Origin of the sequence: Halogeometricum sp. CBA1124, from assembly GCF_009741955.1 — an archaeon.
GTDB classification, from domain to species: domain Archaea; phylum Halobacteriota; class Halobacteria; order Halobacteriales; family Haloferacaceae; genus Halogeometricum; species Halogeometricum rufum.
The window spans coordinates 1-23,279 of sequence record NZ_WPCD01000010.1; the positions used below are offsets into that span (position 1 = coordinate 1).

The window sequence follows — 23,279 nt, forward strand, 5'->3', positions numbered from 1 at the left end:
GGTGGACGGCGTCGTCGTCGACGGGCGCGCCGCCGTGGACGAGTCGCTCGTCACCGGCGAGTCGCTGCCCACCACCCGCGGCCCGGGCGACCCCGTCGTCGGCGGCTCCGTCGTCACCGACGACTCCCTGACGGTCGAAGTTGGCGCCGACGCGACGAGCACGCTCGACCGCCTCGTGGAACTGCTGTGGGAGATTCAGTCCTCCCGCGGCGGCGCGCAGCGACTCGCAGACAAGCTGGCGACGGTGTTCGTCCCCCTCGTCCTCGTCCTCGCGGCGGTGACGACGGCGGGCTTCCTCGCGCTGGGGTCGTCGCCGGCGGACGCCCTGCTGAACGGGCTGACGGTCCTCGTCGTCTCCTGCCCGTGCGCGCTGGGGTTGGCGACGCCGCTGGCCGTCGCCTCGGGCGCCGCGACGCGGCCGACGCGGGCGCGTCGTCGCCTCCGACGCCGTCTTCGAGGACGCGCCCGACGCGGACGTGCTCGTCTTCGACAAGACGGGGACGGCTGACCGACGGCCGGATGCACGTCGCGGCGTGACAACCGGCGAGGCCGACGAGGCGACGGCGGTCGAACTGGCCGCGGCCGTCGAACGCCACGCCGCCCACCCGCTCGCGAAGGCCGTCGTCGAACGCGCCCGGACCGCCTCCCCGAGGTGACGGACTCGTCGATTCTCCGGCGAGGCGCGGCGGGGACCGTCGACGGCCGGCGCGTCGTCGTCGGCCATCCGGACCTCCTCCGCGAGGAGGGGCTCTCGGTTCCGGCGACGCTCGCGGCCGCCGGCGAGTCGATTCGCGACGACGGCCGCGTGCCGGTGTTCGTCGGCTGGGACCGGACCGCGCGCGCCGTCCTCGACGTGGGCGACGCGCCCCGGGAGATGTGGGACGAGACGCTGTCGGAACTCGGTGCAGGTCGGGAGATTGTCGTCCTCACCGGCGACGACGAACGCGCGGCGGCGCAGTTCCGCTCTCACCCCGCGGTCGACGAAGTGTTCGCGGGCGTCCCGCCGGAGGCGAAGGCTCAGACGGTCGAACGCCTCCGCTCGCGCGGTACCGTCGCCATGGTCGGCGACGGCTCCAACGACGCCCCCGCACTCGCCGCGGCGGACGTGGGCATCGCCTTCGGGTCCGGCACCGACCTCGCCGGGAGCGCCGCCGACGCCGTCGTGGTCGAACGCGGCCTCGAAGCGGTCCCGACGGTGTTCGCCGTCGCCGCCGGGACGCACCGGCGCATCCGGGAGAACCTCGCGTGGGCGTTCGTCTACAACCTCGTCGCCATCCCGCTGGCCGCCTTCGGCCTGCTCAACCCTCTGCTCGCCGCCGTCGCGATGGGGACGAGCAGCCTCCTCGTGGTCCTCAACTCCTCTCGGTCGGTGGAGTGAGTCGGGGCGACGCCGGGCGCGAGGCGGCGGGTCGTGCCGGTAGGGTGTGATTTAGGCCGTCGGGGCGACAACTCGGCACGACCCGATGCCCGACGAGGACACCCGAGGCGCGGACGACCCGTACCGCATCGACCTCCCGGACGGTTGGACCGCCGTCACCGAGGGCGACACGACGACGTACGAGTCGCCCGGCGGGACGCGCCGCGTCCAGATAACCGAGTTCTCCCGAGGGCTGTCGCTGTACTGGTGGGTCGACGTGTACGAACGCGACGGCGAGGACTGGACGCGGGTCGAGGTCGGTCTCGGCGAGAGTTACACCCGCGCGGACGCCGTCGCGTCGGCCGTCCAGTCGTACCTCGACGGTCTCGCTCCCGAACCGGACCGCCGCGCGACGGTCGGCGGCGAACGCGACTGAACCGTCGCGCGGCGGGCGACTGTCACCGTGACGCTCGTTCGCTGAGGCGACTGCCGCACTTTTCCGTCGAGCGACCCTACCGGCGGCCGTGTCACTCGAAATTTCGACCGACGAGCGAGTGGAACTCCTCGACGTCACCTCGGAGGTGGCCGCGGCCGTCCCCGAGCAACTCGATGCGGGCGTCTGCACCGTCTTCGTGCCCCACACGACGGCGGGCGCGTCGTCAACGAGAACGAGAGCCGACTGCTGCGCGACGTCGAACGACTGCTCGCCGAACTGGTCCCCCGCGGCGACGACTACGACCACGACGCCATCGACGACAACGCGGACGCGCACCTGCGGGCGACCCTTCTCGGTTCGAACGTCTCGATACCGGTCGAAGACGGCGAGTTGGCCCTCGGAACGTGGCAGTCGGTGCTGTTCGTCGAGTGCGACGGGCCGCGGACGCGCCGACTGCGAGTCACGACGACGCCGTCGTAGTGCTCCTGTCGCCCGGCGACGAGCGAGCGCTCACCGCCGTTCCACCGGCGACTGCGTCTCCACGAGTCGCAGGAAGTTGTCGAACACCCGCGCCGCCGCCTCGGCCGCCGCGGCAGTCTCGTCCGTGATGCCGTCGAGGACGGACCGGATGCGTTCGTCGGGCAACTCCTTGTTCTTCGTCACCCACTCGGCCGTCTCGCGGTCGTACTCGGGGTGGAACTGGACGCCGTAGGCGGCGCCGTCGCGGAACGCCTGCACGCCGAAGTCGTTGCGCGCGAGGGTCACCGCCCCGGACGGGAGTTCGGCCACCCGGTCGGAGTGCGTCTCGAACGCGGTGAACGTCCGCGGGACGTTTTCGAACAGGTCGTCTTCGCCCACGCGAGTGATACGCCGGTACCCGAGTTCGTACTCGGCCACGTCCACGATACGTCCGCCGAGAGCCTGCGCGACGAACTGGTGCCCCCAGCAGACGCCGAGCGTCGGGACGCCCGCGGCGTGCGCGCGGCGGAACCAGTCGGTGACCTCGTGAATCCACTCGTGGTCGTCGTAGACGGACGTCTGCGACCCGCTTATCACCACGCCGTCGTACGTCCACGCCCGCGAAGACACCGGCGGGGGGAGTTCGCCGTCGCTCAGTTTGAACGTCGTCACCTCGGCGTCGAGGACGCGCCTGAAGTTCCGCTCTGCGGGTGTGTCGCCGACGGACGCGTCGAGGAGTGCGATGGTCGCGCTCATGGTCGAACGTACGCACCCCCGCCCCTTTTAGTTTTGCATAGTATAGACAATACTACTGTCGGGGGCGCGCGGGGAGACATCTTCCGATGCGCACGTATCCATCAAAATCTGCGACCGGAACCCTTCCGCTCCGAAACCGAACTTGCACGGAAAGTAAAATCACGACGGGGTTGAACGCCTTCGGTGGATATCAGATTCTGAGAACGAGCGACCCGTACTTGCAGTCGTCCCTCCAACTCCTATCCGTAGGGCATCCGCCCGACGACCGACTGTACAGCGCGTGACTGAAGCCGGACACAAACCACAGCTATGGATATAACTGATATCGTTTCGAAGGAGTACGTCGAATTCGACCCCGAGACCGAAGTCTCGAAACTCGTCGGTGCGTTCGAGGACCCGACGGTCAAAGGAGTCGTCGTCCGCGGCGACGAGTTCGAGGGCGTCGTCACGCGGCGGCAACTCACCACCTCCCGTCACCCGCCCGACCAGAAGGTCGGGTCGCTCGTCTGGCACGTTCCTCGACTCGCCCCCACCGAGGACGTCCGCAAGGTCGCCCAGTTGATGATAGATAGCGACTCGCACGTCCTCCCCGTCTTCGAGGGGGACGACCTCGTCGGCGTCGTCACCGCAGACGACCTCCTCGATGCGGTCGCGCCGTTCCTCGACGCCGCCAGCGTCGGCGACGCCTACTCGGACGAACTCGTCTCGGTCGCGTCCACTTCGACGGTCGGCGAGGCCGTCAGCCGGTTCCGCGAACACCACTTCACGCACCTCCCCGTCGTCGAGGACGACGCGGCGGTCGGCATCCTCAGCCTCTACGACATCGTGGACCTCACGGTCCGCCCCGAGACGGGGAGTCAAGGGGGCGACCCGAGCGGTCGAGACGCGTTCGGGGGCGGTTCCGGTCGCACCCGCCGCGGCGGGTTCGGCGCCCGCGAGGGCGAAACCGACCGGGCGTTCGACCTCCCGGTCCGCGACGTGATGGTGTCGCCGGTCCGCACTATCGAACCGAGCGAGACCCTCGACGCGGCGGTCGAGGCGATGTTCGACGCGGACGCTCCTCGCTGGTCGTCGTGGAGGAGGGACGCCCCGTCGGTATCGTCACGAAGACGGACGTCCTCGACTCGTTGACGTGGGAGGCCGAGGGCAACAGGGCGGTCCAGATATACGGGGCCGACCTGCTGGACGACGTCAGCTACGAGGACCTCGTGGCGATGGTCGACTCGTTCGACGACAAGGACCACGGAACGAACGTGCTGGACGCGAAAGTCCACCTCCACGAGCACGACGAGACGCTCCGCGGGACGCCGTTGCTCCTCGCCCGCGTCCGCCTGTACACCGACGGCGGAATGTACATCGCCTCCGGCGAGGGCTACGGCGCGAAGCAAGCGCTCGACGAGGCGCTCGACATCCTCCAGCGGCAACTCCGGGACAAGAAGACCCACGGACGGACCAAGAAGCACCCCGACGAGGCGTTCTGGGAGAAACGCTTCGGCTGGATACTCGAAGAGGTCGCCTGACCGGGCCGGACGACACCTGACGGGGAGCCTCGGAGACAAAACGCCGGCGCGGTCGCCGAACGCCGGTTCGCATTTTTCGACGGAGGGTCAGAGGACGACGAACGACGGGAGGTACAGGAGCAGACAGCCGACCGCCGCGCGCCGGTCGATACCCCGCCGCCAGTACAGCACCGCGAGGACCACGACCGAGACGGTCAACATGTAGCCGACCGACGGTAGCACCGCCTCGGGGTCGCTCAGGGTCACGTCGCGACGAGTGCGCCGATGCCCAGAGAGAACACCGGGTCGGTGATGTTGCTCCCGAGCAACGACCCGACCGAGATGCCCTCTTCGCCGTCTCTGGCGGCGACGCCCGCGACGGCTATCTCCGGTGTCGTCGTGCCCAGTCCGGTCAGAATTCCGACGAGGTAGGGCGGAATCCCGACGACCGTCGCGACTGCGATGCCGTTCGTCACCATCAGATGCCCGCCGCCCACGACCAGCAGGAGTCCGAACAGTATCCACGGAATCGTCCGCTTCGGCGGTTCCTCCTCCTCTATGACCTCCTCGGTTATCTCTTCGCCCCCCTCGCTCGAGTAGAGGTCGTGGACGAAGATGGCGTACGCCAGCATCATCAGGAACCCCTCCGACCGCGTGATTCCGTCTTCGAGGGTGAGAATCATGATTATCATCGACAGCAACATCGCGCCCCCGTAGACGAGCACGTTCTTCCGTTCGGCGACGATCGGCGCAACGAGGGCGACGACACCGATACCCACCGTTATCTGTGCCGTCTCCGACCCGACGATGTTCCCCACGACGATGTCGCCGGCGCCGTAGTAGGCGGCGTACAGCGAGGTGGTCATCTCCGGTACCGACGTTCCGATGGAGACGACAGTCACACCGATGAAGAAGCTCGAGACGCCGTAGTAGAGGGCGAGTTCGGCCGCCGCCCGGACCGTCCTGTCGGCACCCACGAGGAGGACGACCAGACCGACGACGAACCCTCCCAGTTCGACCAGCATCTATCCGGCCCAACAGGGTCCGACGAGTAAAGTGTGCCCGTCGCACCGTGGAGGTCCAACGGTGGGGGGCAGACTACTCCTCGTCGCCGACCTCGTAGTCGCCGCCGTACTTCACGAAGAAGTACGCGAGGGCGATGACGCTCACCAGAGCGATGCCCGTCGCGATGGCCAGCGTTCGAGCCGAATCCGGAACTTGTGGGACCTCCGGGCCCGACGCTTCGGTCGCCCCGCCCGGTTGGACGGTCACGCTCCCGAGCATCCCGACGGACTCGTGGGGGATGCAGAAGTACTCGTGCGTGCCCTCGACCTCGAACGTGTGCTCGTACGTCTCGCCGCCGCCGACGTCGCCGCTGTCGGGGTCGCCGGACGAGTAGGCCCTCCTGGCCGCGTCTTCGGAGTCGAACCCGCCCGAGGCCCAGTATTCGGCCTCCCCGGGGATGTCGTCCTCGTACGCCGTGACGGAGTGACCGATGGTTCCGACGTTCTCCCAGACCACCGTGTCGCCCGGCGCGACGGTGATCGCATCCGGGTCGAACACCAGTTCGTCCGTCATATCGACCGTGTGGCGCTGTCCCTCCTGTGCCGTCGCGGTTCCCGCGGCGGCGCTCAGTGCGGCCACACCGCCCGCGGTTCGCACCGAACCCCCGTCGCGACATGGTGGTCGGGTTCCCGTCCATGCGTAGTGGTCCCTCACCATGTCAATAATCCTTCGGGTCGATTCCTACTCGGTGAGAGCTCCTCGCACGGCCGAGCCGACTCCAGGGGCGTCACCGCTGGGGGTTCGCTCCCCGCCCGTCGCTCACTCGTCTTTCGACTCCTCGGCCGTCCCGTCCGCCGACTCGACGGCCGGGAGTCGCCGCACGACGAGGACGGGCGCGAGCGTTCGCTCCGCGAGTCGCTCCGACGGTTCGCCGAAGACGAGTTCTCGCACCGTGGGCTGGCTCTCGCCGAGGACGATGAGGTCCGTGTCGTCGGACGCCATCTCGCTCAGCGCCTGCAGGGGTGCCTGACTCACCGCCACGGTCCGCTCGATGGCGTCTGGCGGGACGCCGTTCGCAGAGAGGGCGTCGGCCGCCTCCTCGAGCAGTCGGTCACCCGCCGGGCGCGCCTCCTCGGAGTCGGCGACGTGGACCAGCCTCACCGTGACGTCCGAACCGACCGCCAGCGCGGAGGCGAACGCGGTGATTCGGTCGGTGTTGATTCCCGCGCTGAGCGGGACGAAGATTCTGTCGACGTTCGGCGCGGGGTTGAGCAACAGAATCGCGTCGACTTGCTCGTCCACGGCGACGCGTTCGAACGTCTGCGTCGGGTCTCGCGTGAAGACGAACCGCGTCTCGACTGTGCCGTCCGTATCGCGAAACGCGTCGGCCAGGTCGTCTAGCTCCGCCCGCGCCTGTTCGCCGAACTGCTCGCGCGCCTGTTCGGGCGCGGTCTGTTCGGGGATGACGTGGTAGCCCAGCAACACGACCGGAATCGACGCCGCCGTGAGCAGTTCCACCAGCGCGGTCGGGACCTGTTCGCCTTCGAACGTCCGGACGGGGACGAGAACGGTCAGTCCTTCCCCGGTGTCGATGCGTTCGGTCATCGTTAGAGCACACCTCTCAGTTCGACGTCCGCGGCATAGAACCGTTGCCATACTGCGGCCGCGAGCATGACGGCCACTCCGATGGCCTGCGACAGCGGTTGCATGAGTGCGAGGAGGGCGAAACTGGCGACCGCGCCGAGTATCGGCAACACCGGGTAGCCCGGGATGCGGTAGTCGGGGTCGTACCACTCGGGCGACTGCCGCCGGAGGACGACGAGCGTGACGCACATCAGCCCGTACATCAGGAGGTGGAGGAACGACGCAACCTCCGCCAGCACCTCGACGGGACCGAACACGACCAGGAAGAGCACCGGCCCCCCCGCGAGGCTCAGGGCGACGTGCGGCGTGTTGTACTTTCGGTTGAGCGTCCCGGCCTTCGAGGGAACGATCGCGTCGCGGCTGAGCGCGTACAGCGCGCGCGACGAACTCAGAATCGACGCGTTCGCGCTGGAGACGGTCGCCAGCAGGCCGGCGATGAGAATGATCACCGCGCCGCCGATGCCGACGTAACTCCGCGCGACTTCGACGAGGGCGGTTTCGCCGAAGGCGGCCAGTCGCCCGCTCCCGAACGCGCTGGTGGCGACCAGCACGGTGACGACGTTGAACACCGCGACGAGGACCACGGACCCGATCATCGCCAGCGGGAGGTTCCGACCCGGGCGCTTGATGTCGCCGGCGACGGTTGCCACCTGCGCGAAGCCGAGGTAGGCGGTGAACACGAACGCCGTCGTCGTCAGGATGGGGAAGACGCCGAACGGGGCGAACGCCTCGGGGACGGTCTGTCGGCCGAAGAATCCGAGCGTGTCGAGTCCGCCGTAGACGAGAAACACCGACAGGATACCGAGTAGGAGGCCCACGATGACGTTCTGGAGTTTCGCCGTGTTCTCGGTGCCGACGATGCTCGACGCGGTCAGCGCCACCCCGACGAGGACGGCCAGCGCGGGTGCGAGTATCCCCGCGCCGACGTCGATACCGACTTCCGCCAGTATCGCCGCGGCGTACTGCCCGAAGCCGACGAGGTAGAACGCCGAGGCGAACACCAGCCCCAGCCACAGGCTCAGCCCCACCACCGCGCCGTAGGCGGTTCCCATCCCGCGGGAGATGAAGTAGTAGCCGCCGCCGCTCTGGGGCATCGCCGTCGCCAGCTCTGACGTCGGGAGCGCGACGAGGAGGGCGACGACGGCTCCGAGCGCGAACGAGACGGCTGCGGCGGGTCCGGCACGTCCCGCCGCGAGGCCGGGGAACACGAAGATGCCGGCACCGATCATCGTCCCCACGCCGATGGCGATGCCGCCGCGAAGGTCGATGGTCCGCTCCAGTTCGAGTTCGTCGTCGTAGATGGTTGCCTCGTCCACCGTCTCGGCGGTCGAACCGGGCGGCCCCTCCGCCGTCGAACCGGGCGGCCCCTCCGCCGTCGAATCGCCTCCCGTCTCTGGTTCGCTCATTTACCGAGACGATGGTATCTACGGCCCTAATAGATTCCCCCGTGTTTCGCGTCTTCCCGCTTCGTCCCGGCGTCGCCCGCAGACGAACACGTCCGCACGTGTTCTCACCAGCTCGGAAAAATAGGATACCCTTTATTACTGGACTACGCAGGAGTGTACGTGATGAGTTGCGAAAACGACGGGGACTACACCTTCCGCTGCCCGGAGTGCGACGAGGCGTTGGAGGTGAACGACTCCATGAAAACCGCGCTCGTCGAACGTGGGTGCGTCCTCTGCGGAGCCCCGGTCACGAGCGACGCGTTCACGGCCGTCTCTTCGACCGACTGTCCCTAGCACTCCGAAACACGCACGCGTGACCGTCTCGGACCTCCCGTGTGGTCGATTTCGGCACGATACGACCGCGGCCGCCCACAGACAGGTATTAGTTCACCTCCCGTCTCACGTCATACAAGAGCATGACGCTGGACCAGGAGACCGGACTTTCCCGTGAGGAGACGGACGCGCTACTCGCCCGTCACGAGACGGGCGTGTTGGCGCTGGCGCGGGACGACGACCCGTATTCGATTCCCATCTCCTACGGCTACGACTCCGAGACGCGCCGCTTCTATCTCCGACTCGTCTCGACGCCGCAGAGCGAGAAGCGGGAGTTTCTCGCCTCCTCGCCGAAGGCTCGACTCGTCGTGTACGAGGAGGCCGAACCCGTCTACCGGAGCGTCGTCGCCATCGGGACGCTGGAAGAGATATCGAAGGACGAGTTGACCGTCGAGCACGTCGAACAGTACGGCGAGGCCAAGCGCCCCCTGTTCGAGATATGGGGCGAATCGAAGCGCAACCTCGACGTCCAGCTCTATCAGCTCGAACCGGACGAACTGAGCGGCCGCCGGGTCGAGGTCGAACGGGAGTAGGAGACTCCGTTCGGTCGCGGTCCCCGTTCGCCACCTGTGGGTTCAAGTGAGTGCTCGACGAAGCCCTCAGCGTCGATGCCCACTGGAATCCGTGCGACGGTGGCGTTCACGACGCCCGACATCTGTCCGATAGTCGAACTCTCGAACACCGCCGAGACGACTATCGACTCGGTGACGACGAACGTGACGCCGTCCGGCGACGACGAGAGCGTGACCGAGTTCTCTGTCGACGCGGACTGCGACGCCGAGGCGGACCTCACGCCGGTGTTCTCGCACGGGGGCACGAACCGATACCGGTTCACGCACGACGACGGCGTGGCGTGCCCGTGCGAATGCCTCGGGCAGTTCGGGTGTCCGGTCACCCGGTACGTCGCACAGGACGGGGAGTTGACGCTCGTCTTCCACGCCGCGGACTACGAGGAACTCCGGGACGTCGTCGCGGAACTCCGCGAGCGATTTCCCGACGTCGACATCAAGCGGTTCGTTCGCTCGCCGGCGGGCGAGCAGAGCCGTGACAGCGTCTTCGTCGACCGGAGCAAACTCACTTCGCGACAGCTCGAAGTGCTCGAAACGGCACACCAGATGGGGTACTTCGAACGGCCGCGGCGAGCCAACGCGACGGAGGTTGCGGCGGCACTCGGCATCTCCCCGTCGACGTTCGCCGAGCATCTCTCTGCCGCGCAGTCGAAACTGTTCACCGACATCCTGTAACGACGGTCCGAGAACGACGCCCCCGGGAGGTGCTTATAAACCTCCCCGGATGTTGGGGCGGTCAGTTACTCCCACTGTACCGCATCAGCAGTAGGTATGAGCCAGTCACCGATGGTCCCCTCGTCAGTTCAGTTCGCCGACCGACAGTCGTCCACCGAGGAGACGGTGGTTCGGGACGAGGACGCGATTCAGGACCTCCTCGACGCGTTCAACGACGCCGGGTCCCGCGCGATTCTCGACGCGACCAGCGACGAAGCGCTGTCCACGAACGAGATTTCGGAGGCGTGCGACCTCCCGCTCTCGACGGCGTACCGGAAACTCGACCAACTCACCGACGCGGGTCTGGTCGAAGAGCGGACGCGCATCCGTCGCTCCGGGAAGCACGCCAGCGAGTACGCCCGCGTCGTCGAGGACGTCGTCATCTCCATCGACTCCTGCGGCGAGATGGAACTGCGCGTCTCTCACCGCCCGTGCGCCGACCAGTTCGGGGGACGTTTCCCGGGCGCCCCCCGCGACGAGCGCACGAACTGAGCGGAGTGCCGATTCGACGACTCAGTCCGAGCGTTCTCGGGCGTTGACCGCCAGCACGGGCACGTCCGAGTGTCTGATGACGCGTTCGGTCGTACTCCCGAGCAGGTATCGGTCGAGCCCCGTCCGCCCTGCCGTCCCCATCGCTATCGCGTCGACGTCGTTCTCCTCGGCGTAGTCGAGGAGCGTTCGCGCCGCGAACCCTTCACGGACCTCGGTGACGGCGTCGAGTCCGGCCGCGCGGGCCTGCGAGGCGATGCCCTCCGTCATCGTCTGCCCGTTCTCCTCTAGCTCCGCTATCACCTCCGAGGGGAGCGTGTACGTCGGACTGGCCGTCACGTTGCCCACGTCCACCACGTTCACCGCGTGGACGCGCGCGCCGGCCTTCTGCGCGATGGCGATGGCGTGTTCGACCGCCGCACTCGCCGGTTCGCTCCCGTCCGTCGGCACGAGAATCTCGTCGTAGCCGTCGACGACTTCGCTCCGGTCGGTCGCTCGAACCGTGAGGACGGGTACCTCGGCCGTTCGAACCACGTGTTCCGTCACGCTCCCGGTGATGTACCGGCTCAGTCCGGTTCGGCCGTGCGTTCCCATCGCGAGGAGTTCGACGTCGTGCTTCTCGGCGTACTCCAGTATCGCCTCTCTGGGGTCGCCTCTGACGATTGCCGTCTCCACGGAGTCGCGTCCGCGAGGGCGTCTTCGACCGCTTCGATAGCCTCCTCGCCCTTCGCGTCCAGTCGCGACATGAACTCCTCGTCCACGCCGCCGGCGCCGAACACGCCGGCCGCGGCCTGCACGTCCGCGACGTTGACGACGTGTACTGTCGCGTCGAACAGTCGCGCGAGGTACCGGCCGTGTTCGGCCGCGCGAATCGCGTGCTCGCTACCGTCCGTCGGGATGAGAATCGTGTCGTACATCGCCGTTCTACTCACGTATCGAACACGTCTAGATATAAACGGTGGCGGTCATCGCCATCGGATAGGAACGGTGCCGCGGGGACACGACGCGTGGGGGACGCGCCTCCGTCTCCAGCGAACTGAGAACCAGCGACTGCCGTTACCTCGCTCGCTCGCGTATCGTCTCACATGAACCGAAACGTCCGAATCCCCCACGTGGCGGTCGACCTGTCCGACCGGCGGGTGATCAGTTGGCGCCTCCTCGCCGCCGTCCTCGCCGTCGAAGTCGTTCTGAGCGCGGCGTTCAATCTGGTCGTCTTCCGGAGCGAGTGGTTCCTCGAGACGGTGTTCAGGCCCGTCTTCGTCGCCACCGGCGGGCTGGTGGGTCCCACGCTCCTGGTGAACGCCGTGAACGTCCTGCTCGTCTTGGTGGGTCTGCTGATACTCGTCGGCGGACTGCGTCTCCGTGACCTCGGGCTGGAACGCTCGAAACTCCCGCTCGCGGCGGCGGTCACCGCCGGGCTCTGGGCGACGATTCAGGTCGTCGGCGCGACGGTGGCGTACGTCCAGACCGGGTCGGTCGCGCTCGACCCCCTCTGGTCGACGGCCGGCGTCGGTGCCGTGCTGGGACTCCTCGTCGCTCAGTTGTTCGGAAACGCGCTGTTCGAGGAGGTGCTCTACCGCGCCGTGTTGCTCGACCAACTGGTGCTGAAGCTCCGGCACCGCAGGCGCGGCTTCCTGCTCGCACTCGTGGGGTCGCAGGCGGTGTTCTCGCTTCTGCACGTCCCCAACCGGCTCTATCAGGGGTTCCCGCTCGACGCGCTCCTCGTCAGTCTCGGGATGCTGTTCCTGATGGGACTGCTGTTCGCGCTGGTCTACCACCGGACGGGGAACCTCCTCGTCGCCGTCGGCGTTCACGCCGTCGGCAACGCGCCCACGATGCTGGTGGAGACGCCGGTGTCGGGGAACTTCCTCACCGTCGTCTTGGCCGTCGTCCTCGTCGTCGTCTGGCCGGTCGTCTCGGGTTCACGCGGTTCCGGGCCGCAGTCCTCGGACGAGGTTCGACCGACGGCCTGACGGGGTGCGTCGCTCGACGTGCCCCGGTCCGCCGGGGTCGCCGCCAATCGATCGGTCCGGCCCGCCGTCGCGACCGGACGCTCCGTCGCTCGGCGGGTCACGACGCGAGCGAATCCTCTCAGAGACCGAACTTCGCGTCGCGTTCGACGACCGTGTACCCCTGTGCAGTGAGCACGTCGCCGCGGTACCGCTCCGCGACGAACTGCTGCGGAACGCGCCGCACTCCGAAGCGCCGGTTCGACTCGTATTCGACGTCGACGACCGTTCCGTCGCCCTCGCCGCTCACCGTCGCGGTGTACGTCGCCCACGGCCGGTCGTCCGCCGTGAGTTCCAACTCGACCCGTCGCTCTCCGTCTGCGGCGGTGTCGGTCCGCGTCCGAACCGCCACCGTCACTGAGCGCAGGCCGAACAAGTACGACGTCCGGTACCGCACCGCGTCTCGCCGACGGACACCCCGTCCGCGATTCCCCACTGAAGCGCGAGCACCGGCGGCGTCGGACCGGCGAACTCTTCGACCACCGCCGCTGGCGGGTCGTCCGTCCGGAGCCGGAACGTCCCGCGGGAACGGAAGACCGGCGCGCGTGCGGCGACGACGAGGACGGCTGCGACGCTATCGCCGACAGCAGCGACGCCGTCAGATAGGTCCCCAGAAACACCGATACCGCGAGCGTGACGACGAGTACGTTCAGAGGGCGCTCACGTCTGAGGTATCGCTTCGCGACGGTCACCGCTTCCCGCGGTCGTTCGACTTCGTTCGGGGAGGGCATCACGAAGAACGCCCGCCGGGAGCCGATTAACTCTATTGAACTCTCTCCTACTGTCGACCCGAAGTGGCCGCCGCTCGAACGGCGAACCGACCGCTTCTCGGGCGTCGGCAATCACTGGTCGGTTATTTACTGTCAGATGTAGAATGTGAACGTGACGATGACCGAACACACCCCTTCCTCGGAGCGGTCGGCGAGTTCGCGGCCGCTCGTTCGAGTCGCGGAGTTCTTCGCGCTGACGTTCCTCGTCTCGTGGGTCCTGTGGGGACTCGGAGCGTTCCTCGGAACGACCGCCGGCGCGTGGCCGATACTGAGTACGCTGGCCGGCTTCGGACCGCTGGTCGCCGCCGGCATCCTGAGTTGGCGCGACGGTGACCTCCGCGCGTGGGCCGCGCAGGCCGTTCGGTGGCGGACGGGTGCCCGGTGGTGGCTGGCGGCCCTCCTCGGCGCGCCCCTCCTGTCGCTCGCGGGCTACGGCGTCTACGTCGCGCTCTCCGGCGCGTCGTTCAGTCTCGCGAGCGGAACGCTGCCCGTCGTCTACGCGACGGTGTTCCTCTACGTCTCCTCCTCCGCGGGGGGTTCGGCGAGGAGATGGGCTGGCGCGGCTACGCGCTCCCGCACCTGCTCGAACGCTACAGCACCACCGCCGCGGCACTCGTCGTCGGCGTCGGCTGGGCGGTCTGGCACCTCCCCCTGTTCTTCGTTCAGGGGACGAGACAGAGCGGTCCCTTCGCCGTCTACCTGCTCGGCGTCGTCGGCCTCTCCGTCGTGCTGGCGTGGCTCTACGTCCGGGCGAAGGGGAGCGTCCTCCTCGTCGCCGTCTTCCACGCGCAGTGGAACGTCTTCGACAGCGGCGTGTTGTTCGCGCTGAGCGGCGAGTCGCCGCTCCTCGCGCCCGCGGCGTCGGCGGCCGTCGTCTGGGCCGCCGCACTCCTCCTGGTCGCACTCGACGGCGAGACGATGCGTTCGTCCCGTCCCGGCACCGCCCCGCCCGGACGAGGGTCACCCGCCGAGTAGGCACTCGGTCCCGGTTCGAGAGGCGTGGCGACGACGCCGTCCCGTCGGCTGCCCAATTTCCAGAACAAAGAAATTCGTCGAAATATACACTACTGATTCTGTAACCGTGCTAATCTTTTCACATCGTTAACGATAGTTCGGAACATGGTAGAGGCGACCATCGACGTCATCCATCGCGGCGGACTGGAGTGCGACCTGAACTACCTCGTCGAGGGGAACACCCTCGGGTCGCACGACGAACCGAATCCGGACACGGACTACGTCGAGATTCCGGTGTGGAACCTCGTCATCGACCACCCCGAGGCGACGATTCTGTGGGACACCGGCAACCACGAGGACGCCCTCGACGGCCACTGGCCCGAGGGACTCACGCAGGCGTTCTATCCGCACGACGCGCGGGAACACTCCCTCGACGGTGACCTCGCTGACGCGGGCTACGACCTCTCGGACATCGACGCCGTCTTCCAGACGCACCTGCACCTCGACCACGCCGGCGGCCTGCACCACTTCGACGGCACGGACGTGCCCGTGTACGTCCACGAGGAGGAACTGAAGTTCGCCTACTACTCCGCGAAGACCGATGAGGGAAGCGCCGCGTACGTCCTCGGCGACTTCGACCACGACCTGAACTGGCAGGTGCTCCATCAGGACCGCGAGACGCACTTCGAGGACGTCGAGTTCCTGCGTCTCCCGGGCCACACGCCCGGCCTCACCGGGACGATGATTCACCTCGACGACCACGGCACACTGCTATTCGCCGGCGACGAAATCTATCAGGACGTCAACTACGAGGACGAGGTGCCCCTCGGCGCGGGCCTCCTCTGGAGCGGACGCCACTGGTTCGACAGCCTGCAGACGCTCAGAGACCTCCAGCGGCGTCACGACGCCGAGGTGGTGTACGGGCACGACCCCGAGCAGTTCGAGGAGATTCGGTCGGGGTGGTCGTAGATGGGGTACGAGCGGTCGGTCTCCGCGCCGAACCACGAACTCTCGACCGAGACGGTCTGGCACGTCACGATGCCCGAGATTCGGTTCGGCCGCGACTCGACGGACGAACTCGCGTTCCAACTCCGTGACCTCGACGTCGACGACGACGCGCGCGGCCTCGTCGTCACAGACGAGACCCTCGTCGACATCGGCCACGCCGACCGCGTCACCGAGCATCTGGAGGCGGCCGGCCTCTCGGTGGACGTCTACGACGAGTCCGAGCGGGAACCGTCCGTCGAGGCCGCCGAACGCTGCATCGAGTACGTCCGCGAGTCCGCGGGCGAGGCGGGGTACGACTTCTACGTCGGCCTCGGCGGCGGCAGTTGCATGGACACCGCGAAGGTGGCGCGCGCGGTCATCGCCAACGGCGGGTCACCCCTCGACTACATCGCCGAACCGACCGGCGACGGGAAGGCGCTGACGGAGTCCGGCGACCCCCTCGTACTGATGCCGACGACGGCCGGCACGGGCGCGGAGGTTTCGCCCGTCGCCATCCTCTCGGTCCCCGAGAAGGAGATAAAGGAGGGCATCTCCAGCAACCACGTGCGCGCCGACGCCGCCGTCCTCGACCCGACGCTCACGACGACGCTCCCGCCGGACCTCACCGCCAAGACGGCGATGGACGCCCTCGGGCACGCCATCGAAGGGTACACGACGCACGAGTACGACTCGCTCCTGCGACCGACGGACCCGGCGGACCGACCCGTCTACGCCGGGCGGACGCCCCTGACGGAGATGTTCTCCGAGAAGGCCATCGACCTGCTGTCGAACAACGTCCGGGCGGCGGTCCACAACGGCGACGACCTGGAGGCGCGCGAGAACATGCTGCAGGGGGCGCTGTTCGGTGCAATCGCGGGGCTGACCGCCGGCGCGAGCCTTTGCCACGCGATGGCGTACCCGGTCGGCAATCGCTACCACACGAAGCACGGCGAGACCATCGCCGTCCTCACGCCCGCCAGTACCATCGACTACAACGCCGCGAGCGACCCCGGCCGATTCGCCGACGTGGCGGAGATGTTCGGCGTCGACACGACCGGCATGACCGACAGGGAGGCCGCGGACGCCCTCAAATCGCAGTACGTCCAGCTTCAACAGGACCTGAACGTCCTGCCGAGCGGACTCGCCGAACTCGCCGACATCACCGAGGAGGACGTCGATTGGCTTGCCAGACAGACCGTCGAGACGCAGCAGCGACTACTCCGGTGTAACCCGCGTCCGGTGACCGAGGACGACGTGCGCGACATCTTCCTCGACGCACTCCACAACTGGGAGGACTGAGGCGTCGCCGAGGGGGCGTCACCGCGGAGCCACCGCCGGCGACTCTCGGCCGTCGACGAATATGCCTGCAGCAGGCACTTCAGTGCTCGACACCGACGAACGCGTATGACGGACGACTGTCCGAACTGCGGCGCGCCGTTCAGCGACCGAATCACCGTCGAGACGGGCGACCGCTACGAGAACGCGTTCGGACCGCCGCCCGCCAGCCTGTTCAACACCTACGCGCGCATCTGCCCGGACCCCGATGCGGCCAAGCGGGCGGCTCGTGACCCGAACGTCGGCATCGACGTGTACCTGCATCGACACGGCGACCTTCAGCCCGGGTCCGGACTGAGCACCTGACGAGGTGGCCGTCGCTCGGCGGCCGGGTCAGAGTATCGCTCGGTCCTCCGCGGACTTCCGCGACTCGTCCACCACCGCGGTGAGCGTCTCGTACGGGACGAACGCGACGAACTCGCCGTCCTCGTGCAGTTCGATGCCGTGGTCGGTGTGCTGGTAGTCGTCGCACTCGATGCTCCCCGTCTGTATCAGCACGCGGTACATGTTCGAACGTAGCGACTCCTTCGCTTGTGAGTCTTACGCGCGGTGGAGGCGACGCCCCGACACTCGGGGAGGAGGGTCGGGCCGTCAGGCGGCGAACGCCTCCTCGCGGACGAACTTCCCGGCGAGAGCGACGAGAGCGACGCCGAGGACGACGGCGAACGCGAGGACGGCGCCCGACAGCGACCCGACGCCGCCGGCGACCTGTTCGCGGACGAAGTTCGCCGCCAGCGTCCCCGAGACGAGGAGGATGCCGACGCCGGCGACGTTCGCGAGCGTCGAGTTCGGCCGAGACACCGCCTCGGAGTTCAGGAGGTAGAGGACGACGCCGATGGCGAACGGCGTGCCCACCGTCCCGAGGGCGAGGACGAGGACGAGTTGGCCGAGCACCTCGCCGCCGACGAACGCGCCGGGTGCCGACAGGAGAGCGAACGCGGCCAGGAGCGCCCGATAGCGGCCGTCCTCCACCGTCGTCCCCCAGCCGAGTTTGTCGGCGACGACGAACGGCGGGACGACGGTGTTGCCGCCGAGCGTCGACACCGCCGCGCCGCCCAGACCGAGGAGGAACAACCACCGCGCGCTCTCGCCGGCGACGGGGCCGAGCGCCTGCGCCGCGCCGACAGTCGTCAGGCCGGGGTCGGTGAGGACGCTCGCGGCGACGAGGAAGATGGCGACGCTGTAGACGCCGAACGCGACGAGCATCGAGGCGACGACGCGAAGGTTGCCAGCCCGTAGTCCGACTCCGTCCACCCGCGGGCCTGCATCGTGTACGAGTGCATCGTGACGAGCGTGATGTGGACGGCGCCGCCGAGGATGCCCGCGGCGACGAGAGCGCTCCCGGACGGGAGCGTCGGGACGAGTCCGCCGACGGCCGCCCCGGCGCGACGGGGACCACGAGCGACGAGGCGACGAACGCGACGACGACGGCGGCGACGAGCAGTTTCGCCGCCCACTCCAGCAACCGGTACCCCCGCCCCGCCAGTCCGACGAGGAGAATCACGGCCCACGCGACGCCCCACACCCGCGCGTCGACGCCCGTCATCGTCGCCGAGACGGTGGCGACGGTCTTCATGATGACCAGTTGCGCGACGCCGGCGGCGACGACGACGTCGGCGACGAGCACCCACGCCCACGACTCGCCGAGGTTCGACTCCACGACGCTCACGATGCCGTCGCCCGAGAGCAGACCCAGGCGCATCGCGAGGTACTGGGCCACCGTCCCTGCGACGGCGGAGAGTACCACCACCCACAGGAGCGAGTAGCCGAACCCCGCGCCGGCGGTTATCAGACTCGCCATCGTCGCCGGCCCGGCGGCGATGGCGCCCGCCACCCACGAAGGCCCCATCTCGTCGACGTACTCTCTGACCGTGCCGCGACTCACGGCGGTGAGGTCGGTCGTTTGTTGGCCCATATATGGGTAATATCACCAACTAATAAAAAAAGCCTGTTCCTCAGCTCTCCGCGGTTCCCGGCCGCCCGAGCAGGGCGTACACCTCGTAGACGAAGACGCAGAACACGCCGACGAGGCTCCCCCAGAGGAGCACCCCGAACGCCGTCGGGCCGAGTACGGCCATCAGTCGCGCACCTCCTCGGCGTCGGCCGTCTCCGACTCCCCGCGGCCGTCGCCGACGCGCCCGCTACCGCCGGCGCGTCCGCCACCACCGACGCGTCCGCCGTCGGCCACGGGTTCGTCGAGGCGGCGAATCTCCCCGGAGAGTCGGCTCAGGTCGAACTCGTCGCTCGACAGTCGGGCGGCGGTCAGCGCCAGCACCGTCGAGACGAGGAACGCGCCCGCGAACGGGAGCAGGTACGTCGGGTCCGGGGCGGGAAGCGCGCCGCCGAGGAGCGAGTCCGCCGCGCCGTGCAGTCCGAACGGGAAGGGGAAGAACGCGCTTCCCGCCGCGAGTCCGCCGAGACTGCTCGCCAGCGCGCGCCGCCGGTGAGTCGACCGGTGAACAGGCCGTAGACGAGGGGGAAGCCGACGGCGGCGCGAGCAAGTCGGCGACGAAGAACAGTCGGAGGACGCTCTGCGCGCGGAGGCTGACGGCGACGGCCCCGACGGCGACGACGACGGTCACCGCCCGCGCGCCGAGGCGGAGCGTCCGGTCGTCCGGGTCGGAGAGGAGTCGCGGCAGGTCCGCGGTGACGAGGCTCGAAAGCGCGTTGAACAGCGTGTCGGCCGTGCTCATCACGAGTGCGACGGCGAGGAGGAGGACGACGAGGACGAGGGGGTCGGCGAACGTCCCGTCCAGCAGGACGAAGAAGGCGATGCCGGCGTTGTAATCGGCGCTCCCGAGTCGCGTCACCACGTCGGCGCCGCCGACGGCGACGATGCCGAGCAGCGTCGCCAACACGAGGACGAGCCCGTTCGCCACCGTCGCGGTGCGGAAGCCGCGTTCGACCACGCCCGAGTCGGTCGCCGCGTAGATGCGCTGCCACCACGTCTGGTTGACCAGTTCCGCGCCGAGGACGGCGAAGACGAGCGCGACTCCGAACCTGAGTCCGGGGACGAACCCGGGGTCCAGGAGCGTCGGGTTCGCCGCGACGACGCCCTCGTGAATCGCGCCGGTGCCGCCGAGCGTCAGCACCACCGCGCCGACGCTGAGGACGAGCAACGGCAGTATCACTACCGTCTGCACGGTGTCGGTGAAGATGCTCGCGCGGAGGCCGCCGTACCCGGTGTAGAGGAGGACGAACCCGCCGACGAGCAGCGCCGTCTGCCACTGCGGCACGCCGGCGACGTAGTTCAGTGCCAACGAGATACCCGTCAACTCGGCGGCGAGGAAGACGAACATGTAGAGGACGCTGACGACGATGACGAACGCGTACATCGCCCCGCCGTAGCGGGCGTAGGCGTACTCCGTCAGCGAGTGCCCCTCGGGAATCAGCGCTCGAATCCGCGGGCCGAGTCGCGAGTACGCGAGCATCGGAACCGCCTCGCCGACACCGTAGCCGACGACGGCCGCGATGCCGTACAGCGCGCCGGCCTCGGGTGCCGAGAGGAGTATCCACACGCCCATCACCGAGGCGACGAGCGTCGCGCTCAACTGCCCCTCGCCCGTCTCGTTCCGGGCGGTGATGAGGTCCTCCACGGAGTCGACCCTCCCCCGCGAGAACCAGACGCCCAGACCGGTGAAGACGGCGAGCGTGGCGACGGTGAGCGCGAGTGCGACCCCCGAACTCACCATCGGGGCTCACCCTCCGACGAGTCGTCCGTCTCCCCGGTCGGTCGCGCGTCGCCGGCGTCGTACGCCGCGTCGAAGAACGCGACTTCCAGCGACGCCGTCCGCCGGAACAGGCGGTCGAGACGCCGCTTGCGGCGGGGCGACGCGGCGGCGCCCTCGCGGTCCAGTTCCTCGCGGAGCCACCCCACGACGCCCGGAACTCCTCGACGGCGTGCAGTCGTATCCACTCGTCGAGGTAGAACCGCGACGGCGACGCGTCGGCGACGGCCGTCGCCCACTCCCGGTACATCCACTCGGCGGGGACGAGGACGGCCAGCGTCTCGGCGTACCCGCCCTCTCGCGCCGCGCGTTCGAGCAGGTCCTCCATCGCCAGCGTGACGGGCGTCCGCGCGGGGTCCTCGTACGTCTCCGGCGGGACGCCCAAGGCGTCGAACGAGCGCTCGAAGTAGTCGTTCTCCTCGGCCGTCAGCGTCCCGAGGAAGTCGGCGAGTCGCGCCTTCGAGGCCATCGTCGGCGCGTCGCCGACGGCGTGGCCGACGAGTCCGACCAGCGTCTCCAGAAAGGCGTAGTCCTGCACGAGATAGCGCCGGAACGCGTCGTCGTCGAGTTCGTCTCGGCCCAGTTCGCGCGTGAACCGATGTGTCGTCGCTGCCGACCAGTCGGGTTCGGCGCGTTCGCGGAGCCAGTCGGTGAACCGAGGCGCTTCGGCCGTCTCGGCGTACGCCTCGAACGTCTCCGGAACCGGGGCGGGCGCGTCGCTCTCGTCGGCCGGGCCGCCGTTCGACGACGGAGCGTCGCCCGACGACGCGCTCTCGTCGCGGGAGGCGTCGTCGCCGGTCATAGCTCCCAGTCCTCCTGCCGCCACGCGGCGTCCCAGAACCTGTACTCGTACCGGGCGGAGGTGTAGAACAGGTCGCGGAAGCGGTCCCGCGCCTCCTCGCCCGCGTCGGCGGCCACCTCGTCCATCAACTCCTTGCACCAGGTCGTCAGTTCGGTGAACTCCTCGCCCGAGTACGTCCGTATCCACTCGGCGTACCGGTCGTCGTCCGGCATCCCGTCCGCGGCCAGTCGCAGACCCGTCTCGTTGAACCCCCACATGCACGGGAGGAGGACGGCCACGAGGTCACCGAACGTCCCCGTCGCGGCGACGCGGACGAGGAAGTCCGTGTAGGCCCGCGTCGTCGGCGACGCCGTCGTCGCCTCCAACTCCGACTCGGTGATGCCGAACTCCGCGGCGTACGCGCGGTGGAGGTCCATCTCGGTGTCGATAGTCGAGTCCAACAGGTCCGCGAACGTCCCCATCGTCTCCAGGTCCGGCGCCGTCGCCGCGCCGTAGGCGAACACCCGAGCGTAGTCCACGAGGTAGACGTAGTCCTGCTTGACCCAGTACTCGAACGGTCCTGTGTCGAGGCTCCCGTCGCCCAACTGCCGGACCATCGGGTGGTCGAGGATGGCGTCCCACACGGGGTCGGCCACGGGCGCGAGTTCGTCGGTGAACGTCATACCGGTCCGTACCGACTCGGAGGTAATATACCTTAGTAATACCACTCGATTGTTGGAGGTTCACTCCGCCCTCTTCGGGTTCCGAGCGGGGTCGTCCGCGGCGTCGCCGTCTCCGCTCGTTCGCGGTTCGGTTCGCCGGTAGAGCGTACGTTACTCAGACTGACAGTACGGACTACGATTACATCTCAATCCGCGTAACGACTCCGAGATGCGACGCGACGGGAGAGGTGTTCTGCGAGACGTCCGTGGAAGGGGAAAAAGGGCTGAAAAGCGGGAATCCGTCCGAGGCCGAACGCGAGAGATGGGCTCTTCCGGCCACTTCGACTCTGAAATTTGAAACTACTGTCTAACTGATTCGGTGTCCCGTCCGGCGGCGGCGGCGCGCTCGGCCACCCCGCTTCGGGCGTCGATTCGGTCACCGTTCGCGAACGCGGTGCGTGCGGTCGCTTCGGCAGTCCACGAGACGCAGTCGAACGCGGACCGAGACGAAGCGTGAAGATGCTCCGACGCCACGAGGGCGTATGCACGACGGAGACACGTCGGCGCGGACGGGTGGTCGGTAGTGCGGTTCGGGGCGTCGCTCGATCTTCGATTCACCGAGTCGGTCACCGAGTTCGTCGAGTTCCTCACCGACCTCGGCCTCGACCACGTCGAACTGCGGCAGGGCTACCTCGACGTCGACCCCGAGGCGCCCTCGCCGCGGGAACTCGCGGAACTCGCCGATTCGACGGGCGTCACGTACACGTTCCACGCGCCGTTCCGCGCCGCGAACCTCGGGAACCTCAACGAACCGCTCCGCCGCGCGGCCGCCGAGGGCGTCAGGCGAACCCTCGACGCGGCCGTCGCCGCGGGGGGCCGGCGCCGTCGTCGTCCACGGCGGGTCCGTTCCGCGGCGCTACCCGGACCACGTCCGCCGACACTCCCGGCGGCAGGCCGTCCGGTCGCTCCGCGAGTGCGCGCGCCACGCCGACGACGTCGGGATGCCCCTCTGCATCGAGAACCAGCGCCGGAAGGCGGCGCACCTGCGGAACACGGAGACGCCGGCGCGACTGGCGTCCTTCCTCGACGAGATAGACGTCGACTCGGACTATCTGGGCGTGACGCTCGACGTCGGCCATGCGAAGGTGACGGGCGTCGCCGTCGAGGAGTTCGTCGAGGCGTTCGGCGACCGGATTCGCGTCGCCCACCTGCACGACAACGACGGCTCCGGCGACCACCACGACCCCCTCCCCGAGTACGAACGGGTCGCAGAGCGCATCGGCGCCGAGTACAACGTGCTCGAGATGAAGTCGCTCGCCGACGTCGAGCGATGCGTCGCGGGGTGAG

The 23,279-nt window shown here is 68.4% G+C and carries 19 protein-coding genes and 9 pseudogenes; 14 read left to right on the forward strand and 14 right to left on the reverse strand.

All coding sequences use genetic code 11. The annotated features are described in order from the left end of the window. From GJ632_RS02680 to GJ632_RS02690, 3 genes and pseudogenes are all read left to right on the forward strand, one after another. Nucleotides 1-1,378 (forward strand): annotated as a pseudogene (locus GJ632_RS02680) (heavy metal translocating P-type ATPase); the annotation flags it as partial. Nucleotides 1,379-1,463: 85 nt separating this feature from the next. After that, on the forward strand, nucleotides 1,464-1,793 hold the full coding sequence (locus GJ632_RS02685; RefSeq protein WP_191451998.1) for a hypothetical protein: 330 nt from the start codon (nucleotides 1,464-1,466) through the stop codon (nucleotides 1,791-1,793). An 88-nt stretch (nucleotides 1,794-1,881) separates the two neighbouring features. After that, nucleotides 1,882-2,273, forward strand: a pseudogene (locus GJ632_RS02690) (secondary thiamine-phosphate synthase enzyme YjbQ). A 30-nt stretch (nucleotides 2,274-2,303) separates the two neighbouring features. Here GJ632_RS02690 and GJ632_RS02695 read toward each other — a convergent pair. Beyond that, nucleotides 2,304-3,008: a type 1 glutamine amidotransferase gene (locus tag GJ632_RS02695; protein WP_089809563.1), complete on the reverse strand. Its 705-nt coding sequence runs from the start codon at nucleotides 3,006-3,008 to the stop codon at nucleotides 2,304-2,306. Between the two features lie 309 nt (nucleotides 3,009-3,317). Between GJ632_RS02695 and GJ632_RS02700 the strand changes: the two are divergent. Continuing rightward, nucleotides 3,318-4,528, forward strand: a pseudogene (locus GJ632_RS02700) (CBS domain-containing protein). Nucleotides 4,529-4,615: 87 nt separating this feature from the next. Here GJ632_RS02700 and GJ632_RS02705 read toward each other — a convergent pair. The 4 genes and pseudogenes from GJ632_RS02705 to GJ632_RS02720 all read right to left on the reverse strand — a co-directional run bounded on the left by GJ632_RS02705 (nucleotide 4,616) and on the right by GJ632_RS02720 (nucleotide 8,562). Then, a pseudogene (locus GJ632_RS02705) lies at nucleotides 4,616-5,532 on the reverse strand (sodium:calcium antiporter). A gap of 73 nt (nucleotides 5,533-5,605) precedes the next feature. Further along, nucleotides 5,606-6,151, reverse strand: coding sequence for a plastocyanin/azurin family copper-binding protein (locus GJ632_RS02710; protein ID WP_343160981.1), 546 nt, complete (start codon nucleotides 6,149-6,151; stop codon nucleotides 5,606-5,608). A 180-nt stretch (nucleotides 6,152-6,331) separates the two neighbouring features. Continuing rightward, nucleotides 6,332-7,117: a universal stress protein gene (locus tag GJ632_RS02715; protein ID WP_191452000.1), complete on the reverse strand. Its 786-nt coding sequence runs from the start codon at nucleotides 7,115-7,117 to the stop codon at nucleotides 6,332-6,334. Nucleotides 7,118-7,119: 2 nt separating this feature from the next. Then, nucleotides 7,120-8,562, reverse strand: a complete 1,443-nt coding sequence (locus GJ632_RS02720; RefSeq protein ID WP_191452001.1) for an APC family permease — start codon at nucleotides 8,560-8,562, stop codon at nucleotides 7,120-7,122. Between the two features lie 162 nt (nucleotides 8,563-8,724). On the opposite strand from GJ632_RS02720, the gene GJ632_RS21825 reads away from it, so the two are divergent. The 4 genes from GJ632_RS21825 (at nucleotide 8,725) to GJ632_RS02735 (ending at nucleotide 10,709) form a co-directional block, all read left to right on the forward strand. Further along, on the forward strand, nucleotides 8,725-8,895 hold the full coding sequence (locus GJ632_RS21825; protein WP_197427833.1) for a hypothetical protein: 171 nt from the start codon (nucleotides 8,725-8,727) through the stop codon (nucleotides 8,893-8,895). A 122-nt stretch (nucleotides 8,896-9,017) separates the two neighbouring features. Beyond that, nucleotides 9,018-9,467: a pyridoxamine 5'-phosphate oxidase family protein gene (locus GJ632_RS02725; protein WP_089809553.1), complete on the forward strand. Its 450-nt coding sequence runs from the start codon at nucleotides 9,018-9,020 to the stop codon at nucleotides 9,465-9,467. Between the two features lie 75 nt (nucleotides 9,468-9,542). Then, nucleotides 9,543-10,178, forward strand: a complete 636-nt coding sequence (locus GJ632_RS02730) for a helix-turn-helix domain-containing protein (RefSeq protein ID WP_191452002.1) — start codon at nucleotides 9,543-9,545, stop codon at nucleotides 10,176-10,178. A 96-nt stretch (nucleotides 10,179-10,274) separates the two neighbouring features. Then, the gene (locus GJ632_RS02735; protein WP_231751274.1) at nucleotides 10,275-10,709 is read left to right on the forward strand and encodes a helix-turn-helix domain-containing protein; all 435 of its coding nucleotides are present in this window, start codon (nucleotides 10,275-10,277) and stop codon (nucleotides 10,707-10,709) included. A gap of 21 nt (nucleotides 10,710-10,730) precedes the next feature. Here GJ632_RS02735 and GJ632_RS24555 read toward each other — a convergent pair. Beyond that, a pseudogene (locus GJ632_RS24555) lies at nucleotides 10,731-11,623 on the reverse strand (universal stress protein). 168 nt (nucleotides 11,624-11,791) lie between these two features. Here GJ632_RS24555 and GJ632_RS02745 point away from each other — a divergent pair. After that, nucleotides 11,792-12,679 (forward strand): CPBP family intramembrane glutamic endopeptidase, encoded by an 888-nt coding sequence (locus tag GJ632_RS02745; RefSeq protein ID WP_191452003.1) that lies wholly within the window; start codon nucleotides 11,792-11,794, stop codon nucleotides 12,677-12,679. A gap of 118 nt (nucleotides 12,680-12,797) precedes the next feature. Here the strand turns inward: GJ632_RS02745 and GJ632_RS22885 are convergent, their stop codons facing one another. Next, nucleotides 12,798-13,067 carry a hypothetical protein gene (locus GJ632_RS22885; protein ID WP_231751275.1) on the reverse strand — a complete coding sequence of 90 codons (270 nt, stop codon included), beginning with the start codon at nucleotides 13,065-13,067 and terminating at the stop codon, nucleotides 12,798-12,800. 2 nt (nucleotides 13,068-13,069) lie between these two features. Then, on the reverse strand, nucleotides 13,070-13,198 hold the full coding sequence (locus GJ632_RS24560; protein WP_255473501.1) for a hypothetical protein: 129 nt from the start codon (nucleotides 13,196-13,198) through the stop codon (nucleotides 13,070-13,072). 671 nt (nucleotides 13,199-13,869) lie between these two features. Between GJ632_RS24560 and GJ632_RS02755 the strand changes: the two genes are divergently transcribed. The 4 genes from GJ632_RS02755 to GJ632_RS02770 all read left to right on the forward strand — a co-directional run bounded on the left by GJ632_RS02755 (nucleotide 13,870) and on the right by GJ632_RS02770 (nucleotide 17,067). Further along, a complete protein-coding gene (locus GJ632_RS02755; protein ID WP_343160985.1) occupies nucleotides 13,870-14,460 on the forward strand; it encodes a CPBP family intramembrane glutamic endopeptidase in 591 nt (196 codons plus the stop codon). A 144-nt stretch (nucleotides 14,461-14,604) separates the two neighbouring features. Next, nucleotides 14,605-15,408: an N-acyl homoserine lactonase family protein gene (locus GJ632_RS02760; protein ID WP_191452005.1), complete on the forward strand. Its 804-nt coding sequence runs from the start codon at nucleotides 14,605-14,607 to the stop codon at nucleotides 15,406-15,408. Continuing rightward, on the forward strand, nucleotides 15,409-16,725 hold the full coding sequence (locus GJ632_RS02765) for a hydroxyacid-oxoacid transhydrogenase (protein ID WP_191452006.1): 1,317 nt from the start codon (nucleotides 15,409-15,411) through the stop codon (nucleotides 16,723-16,725). A 105-nt stretch (nucleotides 16,726-16,830) separates the two neighbouring features. Continuing rightward, a complete protein-coding gene (locus GJ632_RS02770) occupies nucleotides 16,831-17,067 on the forward strand; it encodes a hypothetical protein (protein ID WP_191452007.1) in 237 nt (78 codons plus the stop codon). 27 nt (nucleotides 17,068-17,094) lie between these two features. Here the strand turns inward: GJ632_RS02770 and GJ632_RS21830 are convergent, their stop codons facing one another. The 6 genes and pseudogenes from GJ632_RS21830 to tenA form a co-directional block, all read right to left on the reverse strand. Continuing rightward, nucleotides 17,095-17,268 carry a hypothetical protein gene (locus tag GJ632_RS21830; protein WP_177232671.1) on the reverse strand — a complete coding sequence of 58 codons (174 nt, stop codon included), beginning with the start codon at nucleotides 17,266-17,268 and terminating at the stop codon, nucleotides 17,095-17,097. An 84-nt stretch (nucleotides 17,269-17,352) separates the two neighbouring features. Beyond that, nucleotides 17,353-18,676: pseudogene (locus tag GJ632_RS02775) on the reverse strand (NRAMP family divalent metal transporter). Between the two features lie 40 nt (nucleotides 18,677-18,716). Continuing rightward, nucleotides 18,717-18,839 (reverse strand): hypothetical protein, encoded by a 123-nt coding sequence (locus GJ632_RS24565; protein ID WP_255473503.1) that lies wholly within the window; start codon nucleotides 18,837-18,839, stop codon nucleotides 18,717-18,719. Continuing rightward, nucleotides 18,839-20,453, reverse strand: a pseudogene (locus GJ632_RS02780) (sodium:proline symporter). The gene GJ632_RS24565 and the pseudogene GJ632_RS02780 overlap by 1 nt, the downstream one beginning before the upstream one ends. Then, a pseudogene (locus GJ632_RS02785) lies at nucleotides 20,447-21,291 on the reverse strand (TenA family protein). The pseudogenes GJ632_RS02780 and GJ632_RS02785 overlap by 7 nt, the downstream one beginning before the upstream one ends. After that, nucleotides 21,288-21,953 (reverse strand): thiaminase II, encoded by a 666-nt coding sequence (gene tenA / locus GJ632_RS02790; RefSeq protein ID WP_191452008.1) that lies wholly within the window; start codon nucleotides 21,951-21,953, stop codon nucleotides 21,288-21,290. Before tenA ends, GJ632_RS02785 begins: the two are co-directional and overlap by 4 nt. A gap of 562 nt (nucleotides 21,954-22,515) precedes the next feature. Here tenA and GJ632_RS22895 point away from each other — a divergent pair. Beyond that, nucleotides 22,516-23,278 (forward strand): annotated as a pseudogene (locus tag GJ632_RS22895) (sugar phosphate isomerase/epimerase family protein). Nucleotide 23,279 lies beyond the last annotated feature (1 nt).